The sequence below is a fragment of the Microbacterium sp. SS28 genome (assembly GCF_022761035.1).
GTDB lineage: Bacteria > Actinomycetota > Actinomycetes > Actinomycetales > Microbacteriaceae > Microbacterium.
This window is the reverse complement of record NZ_JAKWJP010000005.1, coordinates 307,023-321,282: the sequence shown is the minus strand read 5'-3', so window position 1 is coordinate 321,282 and position 14,260 is coordinate 307,023. Positions and strand designations below refer to the sequence as shown.

The window sequence follows — 14,260 nt, the reverse complement described above, 5'->3', positions numbered from 1 at the left end:
TCGAAGGAGCATGATTCCCATGCAGAACACCGCGCCCGCGCCGGAGGCCACCGTGACCCAGACCCGGACCCAGACCCGGATCCAGCAGCACCGCCGCTACCTGATGTGCCGTCCCGAGCACTTCACGGTCAGCTACACGATCAACCCGTGGATGGAGCCGGCCAACCCGACCGACACGGCGCTCGCCGTGCGGCAGTGGCAGTCGCTCTACGACACCTACCTCGCCCTGGGCCACGAGGTCGAGCTCATCGACCCGATCGAGGGCCTGCCCGACATGGTCTACACGGCCAACGGCGGCTTCGTCATCGGCGGGACGGCCTACGGCGCCAAGTTCCGCTTCCAGGAGCGCGTGCCCGAGGGCCCCGCGTTCATGGACTGGTTCCGCGACAACGGGTTCGACGTCGCCGAGCCCGTCGAGGTCAACGAGGGCGAGGGCGACTTCCTGCTCGTCGGCGACGCGATCCTCGCCGGCATGGGATTCCGCTCGACGGGCGACAGCCACGGCGAGCTCGCGCGCGTGTTCGGCAAGGATGTCGTGAGCCTCACCCTCGTCGACCCGCGGTTCTACCACCTCGACACGGCGATCGCCGTGCTCGATCCTGTCGAAGGCCCGGGCGGCGTCGAGCGCGCGAACATCGCCTACCTGGAGCACGCGTTCGACGAGCGCAGCCAGGCGATCCTCGCCGAGCGCTACCCCGACGCCATCCGCGTGAGCGACGCCGACGGCTCGGTCTTCGGCCTCAACTCGGCCAGCGACGGCCTCAACGTCATCATCTCGCCGCGCGCGAAGGGCTTCGAGGCGCAGCTGCGCGAGCGCGGCTACAACCCCGTGCTCGTCGACCTGTCCGAGCTGCTGCTCGGCGGCGGCGGAATCAAGTGCTGCACGCTCGAGCTGCGCAGCTGAAGGAGCCCGACATGACCTCGCACGCCCCGACGCTCGACACGTCGACGATCCGCATCATCGGCGCCGAGCACGAGCACGTCGCCCGCAATTACCGCCCGCTCCCCGTCGTCATCGCGCGCGGCGAGGGCTCGTGGGTCACCGACGCTGAAGGCAAGCGCTACCTCGACCTGCTCTCGGCGTACTCCGCGCTCAACTTCGGCCACCTGCATCCGGCTCTCGTGGCCGCCGCGACCGAGCAGCTCGGCCGTCTCACCCTCACGAGCCGCGCCTTCCACAACGACCGCCTCGCCCCCTTCGCGGCGGCGCTCGCCCGCCTGTGCGGCAAGGACCTCGTGCTGCCGATGAATACGGGCGCCGAAGCCGTCGAGACGGGCATCAAGGTCGCGCGGGCGTGGGCCTACCGCGTCAAGGGAGTGGCTCCGGATGCCGCGACCGTCGTCGTCGCGAACGGCAACTTCCACGGACGCACGACGACGATCGTCGGCTTCAGCGACGACCCCGTTGCGCGCGACGACTTCGGCCCGTTCGCACCGGGCTTCGTCCATGTGCCGTTCGGCGACGCCGCGGCGATCGAGGCGGCCATCACGCCGGAGACCGCGGCAGTGCTCATCGAGCCCATCCAGGGCGAGGCGGGCGTCATCGTCCCGCCGGCCGGCTACCTGCAGGCCGTGCGCGAGATCTGCACGCGCCACAATGTCCTGTTCCTCGCCGACGAGATCCAGTCCGGCCTCGGCCGCGTCGGCGAGACGTTCGCGTGCGATCGCGAAGGCGTCGTGCCGGACGTGTATCTGCTCGGCAAGGCGCTCGGCGGCGGCATCCTTCCCCTCTCGGCCGTCGTCGCGAACGAAGACGTCCTCGGGGTCATCCGCCCCGGCGAGCACGGCTCGACGTTCGGCGGCAACCCGCTCGCGGCGGCCGTCGGGCTGCGCGTCGTCGAGATGCTCGAGACCGGCGAGTTCCAGACGCGGGCCAAGGCCCTCGGCGAGCACCTCGAGGCGGGGCTCGGCGAGCTCGTCGGGCACGGCGTGACGGGCGTGCGCGTCGTCGGGCTGTGGGCCGGCATCGACATCGACCCCTCCGTCGGCACGGGTCGCGACGTCGCCGAGCGGCTGCTGCGCCGCGGCGTGCTCGTCAAGGACACGCACGGCCAGACGATCCGGATCGCCCCGCCGCTCGTCGTGCGCGCGACCGAGCTGGACTGGGCCGTCGAGCAGCTGAAGGTCGTCCTCGCCGGCTGACCCGCGGGCGGGCTTCGCCCGCTGCCGTGTCGCGAGATCAGGTGATCTCACGAGGACAGGACACTCTGCCGCGGATTCTCCTACCTCGGTGAAATCACCTGATCTCTTCGTGCGCGGCGCAGGAGACGAGGACGGAGCAGGAGACGGATGCCGCCGCTCAGGCGACGTCGACGTTGAGCTGCTGCCAGCCCGTCGCGCCGTCGGGCTCGGGCCAGGCGTCGACCTCGGTCTGCGTCTCGCCCAGGACGTTCGTCGCGCGACAGCGGATCTCGTGCGAGCCGGCCTCCGCCGTCCAGGGGATCGACCACTGCACCCACGTGTCGTCCGTGATGGCGCCCACGATCTCGGCCTTCCGCCAGGCACCGCCGTCGACCTGCACCTCGACGCCCGCGACGCCGACGTGCTGCTGCCACGCGACGCCCGCGATGACTGTCTCGCCCGGGCTCAGGCCCTGATTGCGCACGGGCACGTCGATGCGGGACTGCAGCTTGACGGGGCCGCGCTCCGACCACCCGCGGTCGGTCCAGTAGGCCGTCGCGGCATCGAACCGCGTCACCTCGAGCTCGGTCACCCACTTGGTCGCCGAGACGTAGCCGTACAGCCCCGGCACGACCATGCGCACGGGAAAGCCGTGTTCGACCGGCAGCGGCTCGTCGTTCATGCCGACGGCGAGGATCGCGTTTCGATCGTCGGTCAGCACCTCGAGCGGCGTGCTCGCGCTGAAGCCGTCGATCGAGCGCGACAGCACCATGTCGGCGTCGGACGTCGGGCGGGCCCGCGCGAGCAGCTCGCGCAGGGGATAGCCGAGCCACTTCGCATTGCCGATGAGGTCGCCGCCCACGGGGTTCGAGACGCACACGAGGGTCGTCCAGCTCTCTTCGAGAGGCAGCGCGAGCAGCTCATCCCACGTGATCACGACCTCCTCCTCGACGAGGCCGTGGATGCGCAGGCTCCACGTCGCGGGGTCGATCTGCGGGACGACGAGCGCCGTGTCGATCCGGTAGAAGACATCGTTGGGGGTCACGAGGGGAGCGAGGGCCGGGATGCCGCTCTCGGCGCCGGCCCCGACAGCGGGCGCCGAGACTGCCGCAGCCGGCAGACGCAGGGCTGCTCGGATCGTCGAGACGGTGCGCGCGCCCGCCTGCAGCGCCGTACCCGCGAGCGCGGCGAGCACTCCGACGGCGGCGGCCGTGCCCGTCCACACGAGGAAGCGGCGGCGGCTCACGTCGGTGCGCGCCGCTTCGTCGCGGACAGCAGGATCGTCGGAGGCGTGCACGGCGCGTCGGTCCGGCGTGGCGGTCGTCTGTGACGTTGTGGCGACGCCGGCCGCGCCGCCCGCGGCGCCGGCGCCGGCCGCGACGGTCGCCACTTCGCGGGCGGCGGCGGGAGCGGCATCCGTCCTCGCGCGTGCGAGCCCACCGAGATACCGCAAGGCGCCCGCGGCGACGAGCCCCGCGAGCAGCGACGGCAGCCACGACATCGCGACGGCATCGGCGCGCGTCATCGCGAGCACCGCGACGCCCGCGCCCAGCACGGCGCAGACCGCGGCGCCCCACCACGCCCGACGGACCTCGAGCACCCCGACGCCGACCGCCGCGACGAGCAGCACGAGCGCGATGCCGACGAGCAGTGCGATCTTGTCGTTCGTGCCGAACAGGGCGATCGCGGTGTTCTTCGCCCACGGCGGCGCGAGGTCGATCAGGACGCCGCCGACGACCGAGAAGGGGCTGGATGCCGGTGCCACAGCGGCGGCGGTCAGCTCGCCGACCCCCGCACCGAGCACGACAGCGGCCACCCCCGCCAGTCCGCCGGAGAGGAGGAGGGAGCCGCGAACCCCACGCTGCGCCACGGTGCAAGCGTACGTCCGCCGCGGCACCCGTCGGGCGGAATCGGATCGTCGCGTGCGGTCGTGCTCGTGCGAGGCCGCCGCAGCATGGAAACACCCACGCAACAAGGCCCCGACTAGGCTCATCGCATGGGTGATCTGTTCGACGGCTACGGCTCCACATTGGCCCCGCGCAAGACCCCGACGGGGACTCCCGCGTTCGACGAGATGTTCGGTTCGCCGTCGCATCCGGGCGCTGCGGTCGAGTCGCGCACGGCCTACCGAGAGCTCTACCAGGCGCTCGCGCAGATGACGCAGGAAGAGCTGCGCGGCCGCACCGATTCGCTCGCCAGTTCGTACCTCGCTCAGGGTGTCACGTTCGACTTCGCGGGCGAGGAGCGGCCGTTCCCGCTCGACGCCGTGCCGCGCATCATCGAGTACGACGAGTGGTCGCGCATCGAGTCGGGCGTCAAGCAGCGCGTGCGCGCACTCGAGGCGTTCCTCGACGACGTGTACGGGCACCAGCACTGCGTGCGCGACGGCGTGCTGCCGGCGGGACTCATCGCCTCGTCGCAGTACTTCTACCGCCAGGCGGCCGGCATCCACGCCGCCAACGGCGTGCGCATCCAGGTCTCGGGCATCGACCTGATCCGCGACGAGCACGGTGAGATGCGCGTCCTCGAGGACAACGTGCGCGTGCCGTCCGGCGTCAGCTACGTCATCTCGAACCGCCGCGTCATGGCGCAGACGCTGCCCGAGCTGTTCGTCTCGATGCGCGTGCGTCCCGTCGGCGACTACCCCAACAAGCTCCTGCGGGCCCTCCGCGCCTCGGCTCCGCCCGGCGTCGAGGACCCGAACGTCGTCGTGCTGACGCCCGGCGTCTACAACTCGGCGTACTTCGAGCACACGCTGCTGGCTCGGCTCATGGGCGTCGAGCTCGTCGAGGGCCGCGACCTGCTGTGCGTCGGCGGCAAGGTCTTCATGCGCACGACGCGCGGGCCCAAGCGCGTCGACGTCATCTATCGCCGCGTCGACGACGACTTCCTCGATCCACTGCAGTTCCGCGCGGACTCGATGCTGGGCGCTCCGGGGCTCATGCTCGCGGCGCGCCTGGGCAACGTCACGATCGCGAACGCCGTCGGCAACGGCGTCGCCGACGACAAGCTGCTCTACACGTACGTGCCGGACCTCATCCGGTACTACCTCGCCGAGGAGCCGATCCTCAAGAACGTCGACACGTGGCGGCTCGAAGATCCGGGCGCGCTCGAAGAGGTTCTCGATCGGCTCGACGAGCTCGTCGTGAAGCCCGTCGACGGGTCGGGCGGCAAGGGACTGGTCGTGGGACCGGATGCCTCGCCCGCCGAGCTCGCAAAGCTCAAGCAGCGGCTCCTCGCCGATCCGCGCGGCTGGATCGCGCAGCCGGTCGTCATGCTCTCGACGATCCCGACGCTCGTCGAGGACGGCATGCGGCCGCGGCACGCCGACCTTCGCCCCTTCGCCGTCAACGACGGAGAGGACATCTGGGTGCTGCCCGGCGGCCTCACGCGCGTCGCGCTCCCCGAGGGCCAGCTCGTCGTCAACTCGAGCCAGGGCGGCGGGTCGAAGGACACGTGGGTCGTCGGCGGATCGGCCCCCGGACACGTCGAATACGGCCAGGGGCAGGGACTCTCGGGTCTCGTCGCCGATCAGGCCGCGACGGTGACGGCCGCGATCCCGATCATCTACGACGGCCAGCCCGCCGTGACGCACTCGCCGCAGGACCGTCCCCGATCGCGGGTCGAGCAGCAGGAGCAGCAGCAGCAGATGCGTGCCGAGGGCGCGGGGCTCGCCCCCGGAACGGTCGCCGAGCCTGCCGAAGCGGCGGAGGAGACGTCATGCTGAGCCGAATCGCAGTGTTTCGATACGGTCGCAGAGCGACCTACTCAACAACCGGTCTCGGATCGAGGTGTGATCGAACGTGCTGAGCCGAATCGCAGAAAGCCTCTTCTGGATCGGGCGCTACATCGAGCGCTCCGACGGCACGGCGCGCATCCTCGACGTGCACCTGCAGCTCCTGCTCGAGGACCCGTGGATCGACGAGGACACCGCGTGCCGCTCGCTCCTCGCCGTGATGGGCTCGTTCCCCGCGGCCGACGTCGCGAAGGTCACCCGCGAAGACGTCCTCGCGCGCCTCGCGGTCGACCGCGGCAACCCGTCGAGCATCGCGTACTCGCTCACGGCGGCACGCGAGAACGCGCGGCGCGCCCGCGAGATCGTCAGCACCGAGCTGTGGGAGACCCTCAACACCACGAACTCCCGGATGCCGCGGCGGCTGCAGACCGAGAAGGTGCACGAGTTCTTCCAGTGGGTGCGCGAGCGGTCGGCGCTCGCCGTCGGCATCGTCGACTCCTCGACGAGCCGTGACGAGGCGTGGCAGTTCTTCACGCTGGGGCGCAGCATCGAGCGCGCCGACATGACGGCACGTCTGCTCGCGACGCGGTCGCTGACCGAGGCATCCGGGCCCTCGTGGACGACCATCCTGCGATCGTGCGGCGCCTACGAGGCGTACCTGCGCACGTACCGCGGCATGCCGAGCGCGCGCAACGCCGCCGAGTTCCTGCTGCTCGACCGTCTGTTCCCCCGCTCGATCATCTACTCGATCCAGCGCGCCGAGGACTGCATGAGCGCGATCGACCCGCGGGCCGACCGCGTCGGGCACTCGAACCAGGTGCTGCGGGCGCTCGGGCGCATCCGCAACGACCTCGAGTACCGGCCCACGAGCGAGATCCTGAGCGAGCTGCCGCAGCACATGGACCGTGTGCAGAAGGTCACGCGCGAAGCATCCGAAGCCATCAAATCCCGCTTCTTCCCGACGCAGGCGGAACCGAGCTGGATCGGAGAGATCTCATGAAGCGCCTGCGCATCGAGCACGCGACCGGATTCGCCTACCAGGGGGATGTCTCGGCGTCCTACAACGAGGCGCGGATGCTCCCGAGCTCGACCGACAGCCAGTTCGTCCTGAGCTCGGCACTCGACATCGAGCCGTCGACCTCGGTCAATCACTACGTCGACTACTTCGGCACGCGCGTCGCGGCCTTCGATGTGCTCTCGCCGCACGCCGATCTCAAGATCACGGCCCGCTCGCTCGTCGAGGTGCGCCCGCGCCCGCTCGAGCACATCGACCTCACGTGGGACCGTCTCGGGACCGAGATCGGCCGCTCGATCGAGACCGTCGAGCAGCTCAGCCAGAGCCACCGCACCAAGCCTCACCCCGAGGTCGCCGAGATCGCACGATCGATCGCGGGGCAGCACGATCACCCGGGCCGCGCTGCGCACGCGATCGCGGCGACGATCGGCGATGCCGTCGAGTACATGCACGGCATCACGGGCGTGCACTCGACCGCGAGCGAGGCGTGGGAAGCGCGCAAGGGCGTGTGCCAGGACATGGCGCACATCACCCTCGGCGCGCTGCGCGAGGTCGGCATCCCGGCCCGCTACGTCTCGGGCTACCTGCATCCCAAGGCGAACGCCGACGTGGGCCAGGCCGTGGCGGGCGAGTCGCACGCGTGGATCGAGTGGTTCGCGGGCGACTGGCAGGGCTTCGACCCCACGAACAACATCGAGATCGGCGACCGGCACGTGCTGGTCGGCCGCGGTCGGGACTACAACGACGTTCCGCCGCTGCGCGGCGTCTACGCGGGCCCGTTCAAGGGCCACCTGCACGTGAAGGTCACGATCACACGCGAGGCGTAGCCTGGCCGTGATCGGCGTCTCGGGTGCACGAGATTCGGACCATTCCACCTCATTCGGATGGCGGACCGAGATCCGTCCGAACGGCGTGAAATGGTCCTGGTTCGATGTGGGCCGGCTGACGGGCGGGGGATGCCGCGGCTACGCCCGGGTCGCGGGAGATGAGGCCTCGGAGTCGGCCTCGATCTCGTCGGGGCGGCGGCCGCTGCCGAGCGACAGCGTCGCGGCGAGGCCCAGCACGAGGAAGCCGGCGGCGGCGAAGGTCGCGTAGCGCGTTCCCTCGGTGAAGGCGGCCTTCGCGTCATCCGCCAGCGCCTCGGTCTGGGGCGACGACTCGAGTCCCGCGATCGCGCCGCCCGCGCTGTCGACCACGGCCGAGACGACCTGATCCCGCTGCTCCACAGGAACGCCGCGCTCGTCGAGCTTCGCCGTGAGCACCGACGCCGTGGTCGAGAACAGGATCGTGCCGAGGATCGCGATGCCCAGCGCCGCTCCGAGCTGACGAGAGGTCGACTGCGTGCCCGAGGCCTGGCCGCCCTCCGTCACGGGCACGTCGGCGAGCACGACGCCCGTCAACTGGGCCGTCGCGAGGCCGACGCCGAATCCGTAGACGAACAGCGCGGGCACGAGTGGCACCCACGAGGCATCCGGAGCGAGAGCGAACCCGACCCCCACGATGCCGATGATCTCGGCGGCGATGCCCGCGCGCACGATCCACACGGGCGAGACGCGTCCGACGAAGGCGCCGGCGAACCCGCTCGCGACGAACGAGCCGAGCGCGAGCGCGAGCAGGATGAAGCCCGTCTGCAGGGCGTCGAAGCCGAGCACGAACTGCAGCCACAGCGGCAGCGCGAGGATGAGGCCGAATTCGCCGAGCGAGACGATGAGCGCCGCGATGTTGCCGTTGCGGAACGAGGGGATGCGGAACAGCTCGAACGCGAGGAGGGTCGAGCGGCCGGCGCGGCGACGGCGCAGTCCCCACGCGATGAACGCGACGACGCCGAGGGCGGCTATCGCGAACGCGATCGGCACGGGGGAGAGCGTGAACGGCCACTCCCATGCGCCTATCGTGAGCGGCTTCTCGGTGAGCCACCAGCCGTATGTGCGGCCTTCGATCAGGCCGAACACGAGAGTGCTCATCGTGATGACCGACAGCACGCCGCCGACGACGTCGACGCGAGCTGCCGAGCCGCGCGATTCGTCGATCGTGAGGAGCACGCCGACGATGATCAGGATGCCGAGCGGCACGTTGATCAAGAAGGCCCAGTGCCACGAGAACGCCGTCGTGAGCCATCCGCCCAGCAGCGGGCCGACGGCCGCCATGCCTCCGATCGTCGAGCCCCACACGGCGAATGCGATGCCGCGCTCGCGGCCGCGGAACGTCGCGTTCAGCAGCGAGAGCGTCGTCGGCAGGATCATGGCGCCGCCGACGCCCTGCACGAAGCGCGCGAGGATCAGGGCCGTGCCCGTCGGCGAGAACGCCGCCGCGATCGAAGCGAGCGTGAAGATCACGACGCCGATGATGAGCATGCGCCTGCGGCCGACGCGGTCGGCGATGCTGCCGAAGACGAGCAGGAGCGACGCGAAGACGAGGGTGTACGCCTCCTGCACCCACTGCACCTCGGTCGAGGTGATGCCGAGGTCTTCGACGATCGAGGGGATCGCGACGTTGACGATCGTCGAATCGACGATGATCAGCGCGACGGCGACGCTGATGAAGACGAGGCCCGCCCAGCGGCGACGGCTCGAGGAATCGAACATATCGCTAGATTATCTAGCAACCTTCCGAAATGCGAAGCTTTCCGCCGAATCGGGCGGAATCCGGCCGGATCAGGCCGGGGCAGCGTCGGGATCGAGGGTCTTGAGCGTCTCCTCCTCGGCGGGATTGTCGGCCTGCAGCTGCTCCTCGGTCGTCTCATCGCCGCCGGTGGGGCTGCCGTCGGCCGCCAGCTGATCCGTGCCGGTGGGCGGGTCCTCGAGGGGCTCGTTGTTCGCGCGTGCGTCATCCATGGTGCGACGCTATGCGCGCGGCAGTGGGATGCGACAGGGATTGACAGGGGACGGATGCCGCAGCATCCGCCCCCGTCGTCAGCTTGCCGCGACGATCCGCCCGGCGACCGGGCCGGCGCCGAGGTCAGACGCCCGCGACCACCGCGTTGTCGAGCTCGTCGGGGTCGACGCCGGGGCGCTGCGCCTGGTTCGTCAGCAGCACCCACGCGACCCCTGCCGTCGGGTGCACCCAGAACTCCGTGCCCGACCAGCCGCCGTGGCCGTAGACGTCGCGATCGATGAGGCCGGGCGCGCGCGTGCGCAGGTTCCACGTGAAGCCCCAGTCCTGGCCGCGCTCGGCGGGGTAGGGCTCGAGACGCGGGATGTCGCCCGTGAGCGGGCGGCGCATCATGGCGAGCGTCGCGGGCTGCACGACCTCGCCGGCATCGCGCAGGAGCGCGGAGCCGAGGGCGAGCAGGTCGGATGCGCGCCCGATGAGTCCCGCGCCCGGATGGCGCAGGCTCGCGAACTGGGCGATGTCGACGCCGGAGGCAGCGGCATCCGGAATCTCCTGCGGAGCGGATGCCTCGTCGAGCGTCAGCCCGTCCGCACCGATCGCGGCCGCCCACTCGGCGACGGCGGAGTCCCAGTCCCGCCGCGTCGCGTGCGCGACGAGCTCGGCGATGCCCTCGAAGGCGAGCGTCGAGTAGCGCGAGGCGCTGCCGGCGGCGAAGTCGCGGCCCGCACTGCGCAGGAGCGCTCCGAGCCCCGGCGCGTCGAGCGGCGGCTCGGACATGCCGGACGTGTGGCTCACGAGGTGGCTCAGGCGCACGACGTCGTCGCGGCCCGCGCCGAACCCGGGAACAGCCTCGGTGAGGGGCGTCTCGATGCCGAGCAGGCCGCGCTCGACGGCACGCGCCGCCGCGAGGCCGAGAAGCGGCTTCGTGATCGAGAAGAGGCGGTAGTGGTCGTCCGTCCGGGCGGCGCGGCCGCTGGTCGAGCCGAAGGCGTCGAGCGCGACGGTGCCGTCGGCGGTCGCGATGCCCAGAACGGCCGTCGGCAGACGGCCCGCGTCGACGTGCCGTCGGGCCCAGTCGAAGGCTGCAGCGTAGGAGGCGGTCATGCCCGAGGAGGGTAACGGCGCGGCGCGTGCGTGCGGGCGACGAGGTCTCGCAGCGACTCGAGCGATCCGGTCACGAGCCCTGCCGCTCTGGCCTGGATGAGGATGTTCCCGAGCGCGGTCGCCTCGACGGGACCCGCGAGGACGGGCAGGCCCGAGCGGTCGGCCGTCCGCTGGCAGAGCAGCTCGTTGAGCGAGCCGCCGCCGACGATGTGGATCGTGCGGACGTCGACGCCGCCGATGCGGCCCGCCTGCAGCGCCGTGTCGGCGAAGGCCTGCGCGAGCGACTCGACGATGCTGCGGGCGTACTCGGCGCGCGTGCGGGGAGCTGCGACGCCGTGCTCGGCGCACCATTCGTCGATGCGCGCGGGCATGTCGCCGGGGGCGAGGAAGCGCGGGTCGTTGACGTCGAAGACGGGGACCTGCGCCGTGACCTCCTCGGCGGAGTCGAGCAGCGTCGGCAGGTCGATGGGGTGCCCCTGCCGCTCCCACGTGCGGACGGCCTCGCTCAGGACCCACAGGCCCATGACGTTGTGCAGCAGCCGCACGCGGCCGTCGACGCCGCCCTCGTTCGTGAAGTTCGCCGCGAGCGCCTCGGGAGTGAGCACGAGGTGGTCGACCTCGACGCCCACGAGGCCCCACGTGCCGCACGAGATGTAGGCCGCGGCATCCGCCTGCATCGGCACGGCGACGACGGCTGACGCCGTGTCGTGCGAGCCGACGGCGGTGACGGGCGTGCCTTCGCGCGCGCCGATGGACGCCGCGACGGCGGGCAGCAGCTCGCCGATGCGGTCGCCGGGGGCGATGAGCGGGGGCAGGATGCCGCGGGGGATGCCGAGCGCCGTGATGAGCTCGTCGTCCCACGTGCCGTTCAGCACCCGCAGCAGCCCCGTCGTCGAGGCGTTGGTCTGCTCCGCGCGCGCCTGGCCTGTGAGCCAGTAGGCGACGAGGTCGGGGATCAGCAGCGCGGTGTCGGCGAAGCCGAGCAGGTCGGCGGGCTCGGCGGCGAGCTGGTAGAGCGTGTTGAACGGCAGGAACTGCAGGCCGTTGCGTTCGAACAGCTCGGGATGCGGCATCCGCTCATGCACTCGCTCGACCCCGAGCGCCGTGCGCGCGTCGCGGTAGTGCACGGGGTTGCCGAGCAGGCGTCCGCCGCGCAGCAGGCCGTAGTCGACCGCCCACGAGTCGATGCCGATGCTCGCGATGCCCGGCGCCGCGCGGAACGCCTCGCGCAGTCCCTTCACGGCGGCGCCGTAGAGCGAGAGGACGTCCCAGTGCAGGCCGTCCGCGAGCTGCACGGGGTCGTTCGGGAAGCGGGCGACCGAGGTCGCGTCGAGCGTGTCGGGGCCGACGTGTCCGAGGATGACCCGGCCGCTGGTCGCGCCGAGGTCGATCGCCGCGACCGCGCCGGTGCTCATCGCAGGAAGGCGGCGGCGACGCCGGAGTCGACCGGGATGTGCAGACCCGTCGTGCGGCTGAGCTCGGGGCCGGTCAGCACGTAGACGGCGTCGGCGACGTTCTCGGGGACGACCTCGCGCTTGAGGATCGTGCGGTTGGCGTAGTACTGGCCGAGGTCCTCTTCCTTGACGCCGTACGTCGCGGCGCGGTTGGCGCCCCAGCCGGCGGCGAAGATGCCCGAGCCGCGCACGACGCCGTCGGGGTTGATGCCGTTGACGCGGATGCCGTGCTCGCCGAGCTCGACCGCGAGCAGGCGCACCTGGTGGGCCTGGTCGGCCTTCGTCGCGGAGTAGGCGATGTTGTTCGGGCCGGCGAACACGCTGTTCTTCGACGAGATGTAGATGACGTCGCCGCCGAGCTTCTGCTCGATGAGCGCCTTCGCGGCGGCCTTCGAGACGAGGAACGAGCCCTTCGCCATGACGTCGTGCTGCAGGTCCCAGTCCTTCTCGGTCGTCTCCAGCAGCGGCTTGCTCAGCGAGAGGCCGGCGTTGTTGACGACGAGGTCGATGCCGCCGAACGCGAGCACCGTGGCGTCGATCGCGGCCTGGACGCCGGCGGCGTCGGCGACGTTCGCGGCGACGCCGATCGCGACATCCGTCCCGCCCAATTCGGCCGCCGCGGCCTGCGCCTTCTCGAGGTCGAGGTCGGCGACGACGACGCACGCGCCCTCGGCGGCGAGTCGGACGGCGATGGCCTTGCCGATTCCGGATGCCGCGCCAGTGACGAACGCGATGCGGCCCTGGTGCGTCTTGGGCTTGGGCATCCGCTGCAGCTTGGCCTCTTCGAGGGCCCAATACTCGATGCGGAACTTCTCCTCATCCGAGATCGGGGCGTAGGTCGAAAGGCCCTCGGCGCCGCGCATGACGTTGATCGCGTTGACGTAGAACTCGCCCGCGACGCGCGCGGTCTGCTTGTTCGCGCCGTACGAGAACATGCCCACGCCCGGGATCAGGACGATGAGCGGGTCGGCGCCGCGGATCGCGGGGCTGTCGGCGGTCGCGTAGGCGTCGTAGTAGGCCTGGTAGTCGGCGCGGTACGCCTCGTGCAGTTCGTGCAGTCGCGTGATCTGCTCCTCGAGGCTCGCCGTCGCGGGCAGGTCGAGGATGAGCGGCTTGACCTTCGTGCGCAGGAAGTGGTCGGGGCAGCTGGTGCCGAGGGCGGCGAGCTCGGGCGCGCGCTCGGACGCGAGGAAGTCGAGCACGACGTCCGAGTCGGTGTAGTGCCCGACCTGCGGCTTGTCGTGCGACGCGATTCCGCGGATCGTCGGCGCGAGGGCGGCGGCCCGCTCGCGGCGCTCGTCGGTGGAGAGGGCCTCGAAGCCCGCGCGCACGCCGCCGAACGGATCGGCCTTGCTGTGCTCGGCGATGTACGCGGCGGCGGTGTCGATGATCCAGAGCGAGTTGCGCTCGGACTCCTCGGACGTGTCGCCCCACGCCGTGATGCCGTGGCCGCCGAGGATGCAGCCGATCGCGGCCGGGTTCGCGGCCTTGATCTCGGCGATGTCGAGACCCAGCTGGAAGCCGGGGCGGCGCCAGGGCACCCACACGACCTTGTCGCCGAAGATGGTCGCGGTGAGCGCTTCGCCGTCGGCGGCGGTCGCGATCGCGATGCCGGCGTCGGGGTGCAGGTGGTCGACGTGCGCGGCATCCACGAGTCCGTGCATCGCGGTGTCGATCGACGGGGCTGCGCCGCCCTTGCCGTGCAGGCAGTAGTCGAACGCCGCGACCATCTCGTCCTCGCGGTCCAGGCCGGGGTAGACGTTCACGAGCGCGCGCATGCGATCCAGGCGCAGCACCGCGAGGCCCTCGGGCTTGAGCGTGCCGAGGTCGCCGCCCGAGCCCTTGACCCACAGCAGCTCGACGGGCTCGCCCGTCACAGGGTCGGTCTCGGTGCCCTTCGCGGACGTGTTGCCGCCGGCGTAGTTCGTGTTCTTCGGGTCGGCGCCGAGGCGATTGCTGCGCGCGATCAGCTCGGCGGCTGCGGGATTCGTCATGTTC

The 14,260-nt window shown here is 71.1% G+C and carries 11 protein-coding genes; 5 read left to right on the top strand and 6 right to left on the bottom strand.

The window, feature by feature from the left end; translation table 11 throughout:
- Positions 1 to 19 precede the first annotated feature (19 nt).
- Together ddaH and rocD are read left to right on the top strand one after the other, a co-directional pair.
- Positions 20 to 904 carry a dimethylargininase gene (ddaH, locus tag MJ607_RS15525; protein ID WP_374238065.1) on the top strand — a complete coding sequence of 295 codons (885 nt, stop codon included), beginning with the start codon at positions 20 to 22 and terminating at the stop codon, positions 902 to 904.
- 11 nt (positions 905 to 915) lie between these two features.
- Entirely contained in the window at positions 916 to 2,142 is a 1,227-nt protein-coding gene (rocD, locus tag MJ607_RS15520; RefSeq protein WP_243076507.1) for an ornithine--oxo-acid transaminase, read from the top strand.
- 157 nt (positions 2,143 to 2,299) lie between these two features.
- Here the strand turns inward: rocD and MJ607_RS15515 are convergent, their stop codons facing one another.
- Positions 2,300 to 3,991 (bottom strand): molybdopterin-dependent oxidoreductase, encoded by a 1,692-nt coding sequence (locus MJ607_RS15515; protein ID WP_243076506.1) that lies wholly within the window; start codon positions 3,989 to 3,991, stop codon positions 2,300 to 2,302.
- 126 nt (positions 3,992 to 4,117) lie between these two features.
- Between MJ607_RS15515 and MJ607_RS15510 the strand changes: the two genes are divergently transcribed.
- From MJ607_RS15510 to MJ607_RS15500, 3 genes are all read left to right on the top strand, one after another.
- A complete protein-coding gene (locus tag MJ607_RS15510; RefSeq protein WP_243076505.1) occupies positions 4,118 to 5,848 on the top strand; it encodes a circularly permuted type 2 ATP-grasp protein in 1,731 nt (576 codons plus the stop codon).
- A gap of 76 nt (positions 5,849 to 5,924) precedes the next feature.
- Entirely contained in the window at positions 5,925 to 6,857 is a 933-nt protein-coding gene (locus tag MJ607_RS15505; protein WP_243076504.1) for an alpha-E domain-containing protein, read from the top strand.
- Positions 6,854 to 7,699: a transglutaminase family protein gene (locus MJ607_RS15500; RefSeq protein ID WP_243076503.1), complete on the top strand. Its 846-nt coding sequence runs from the start codon at positions 6,854 to 6,856 to the stop codon at positions 7,697 to 7,699. The genes MJ607_RS15505 and MJ607_RS15500 overlap by 4 nt, the downstream gene beginning before the upstream one ends.
- A gap of 138 nt (positions 7,700 to 7,837) precedes the next feature.
- Here MJ607_RS15500 and MJ607_RS15495 read toward each other — a convergent pair whose 3' ends face one another.
- The 5 genes from MJ607_RS15495 to MJ607_RS15475 form a co-directional block, all read right to left on the bottom strand.
- Complete coding sequence (locus MJ607_RS15495; RefSeq protein WP_243076502.1) at positions 7,838 to 9,457, bottom strand: DHA2 family efflux MFS transporter permease subunit; 1,620 nt, start codon at positions 9,455 to 9,457, stop codon at positions 7,838 to 7,840.
- Between the two features lie 69 nt (positions 9,458 to 9,526).
- Positions 9,527 to 9,706, bottom strand: coding sequence for a hypothetical protein (locus MJ607_RS15490; protein WP_243076501.1), 180 nt, complete (start codon positions 9,704 to 9,706; stop codon positions 9,527 to 9,529).
- A gap of 124 nt (positions 9,707 to 9,830) precedes the next feature.
- A complete protein-coding gene (locus MJ607_RS15485; RefSeq protein ID WP_243076500.1) occupies positions 9,831 to 10,808 on the bottom strand; it encodes a serine hydrolase in 978 nt (325 codons plus the stop codon).
- Complete coding sequence (locus MJ607_RS15480) at positions 10,805 to 12,223, bottom strand: rhamnulokinase family protein (protein WP_243076499.1); 1,419 nt, start codon at positions 12,221 to 12,223, stop codon at positions 10,805 to 10,807. The genes MJ607_RS15485 and MJ607_RS15480 overlap by 4 nt, the downstream gene beginning before the upstream one ends.
- Positions 12,220 to 14,256, bottom strand: coding sequence for a bifunctional aldolase/short-chain dehydrogenase (locus MJ607_RS15475; RefSeq protein WP_243076498.1), 2,037 nt, complete (start codon positions 14,254 to 14,256; stop codon positions 12,220 to 12,222). Before MJ607_RS15475 ends, MJ607_RS15480 begins: the two co-directional genes overlap by 4 nt.
- Positions 14,257 to 14,260 lie beyond the last annotated feature (4 nt).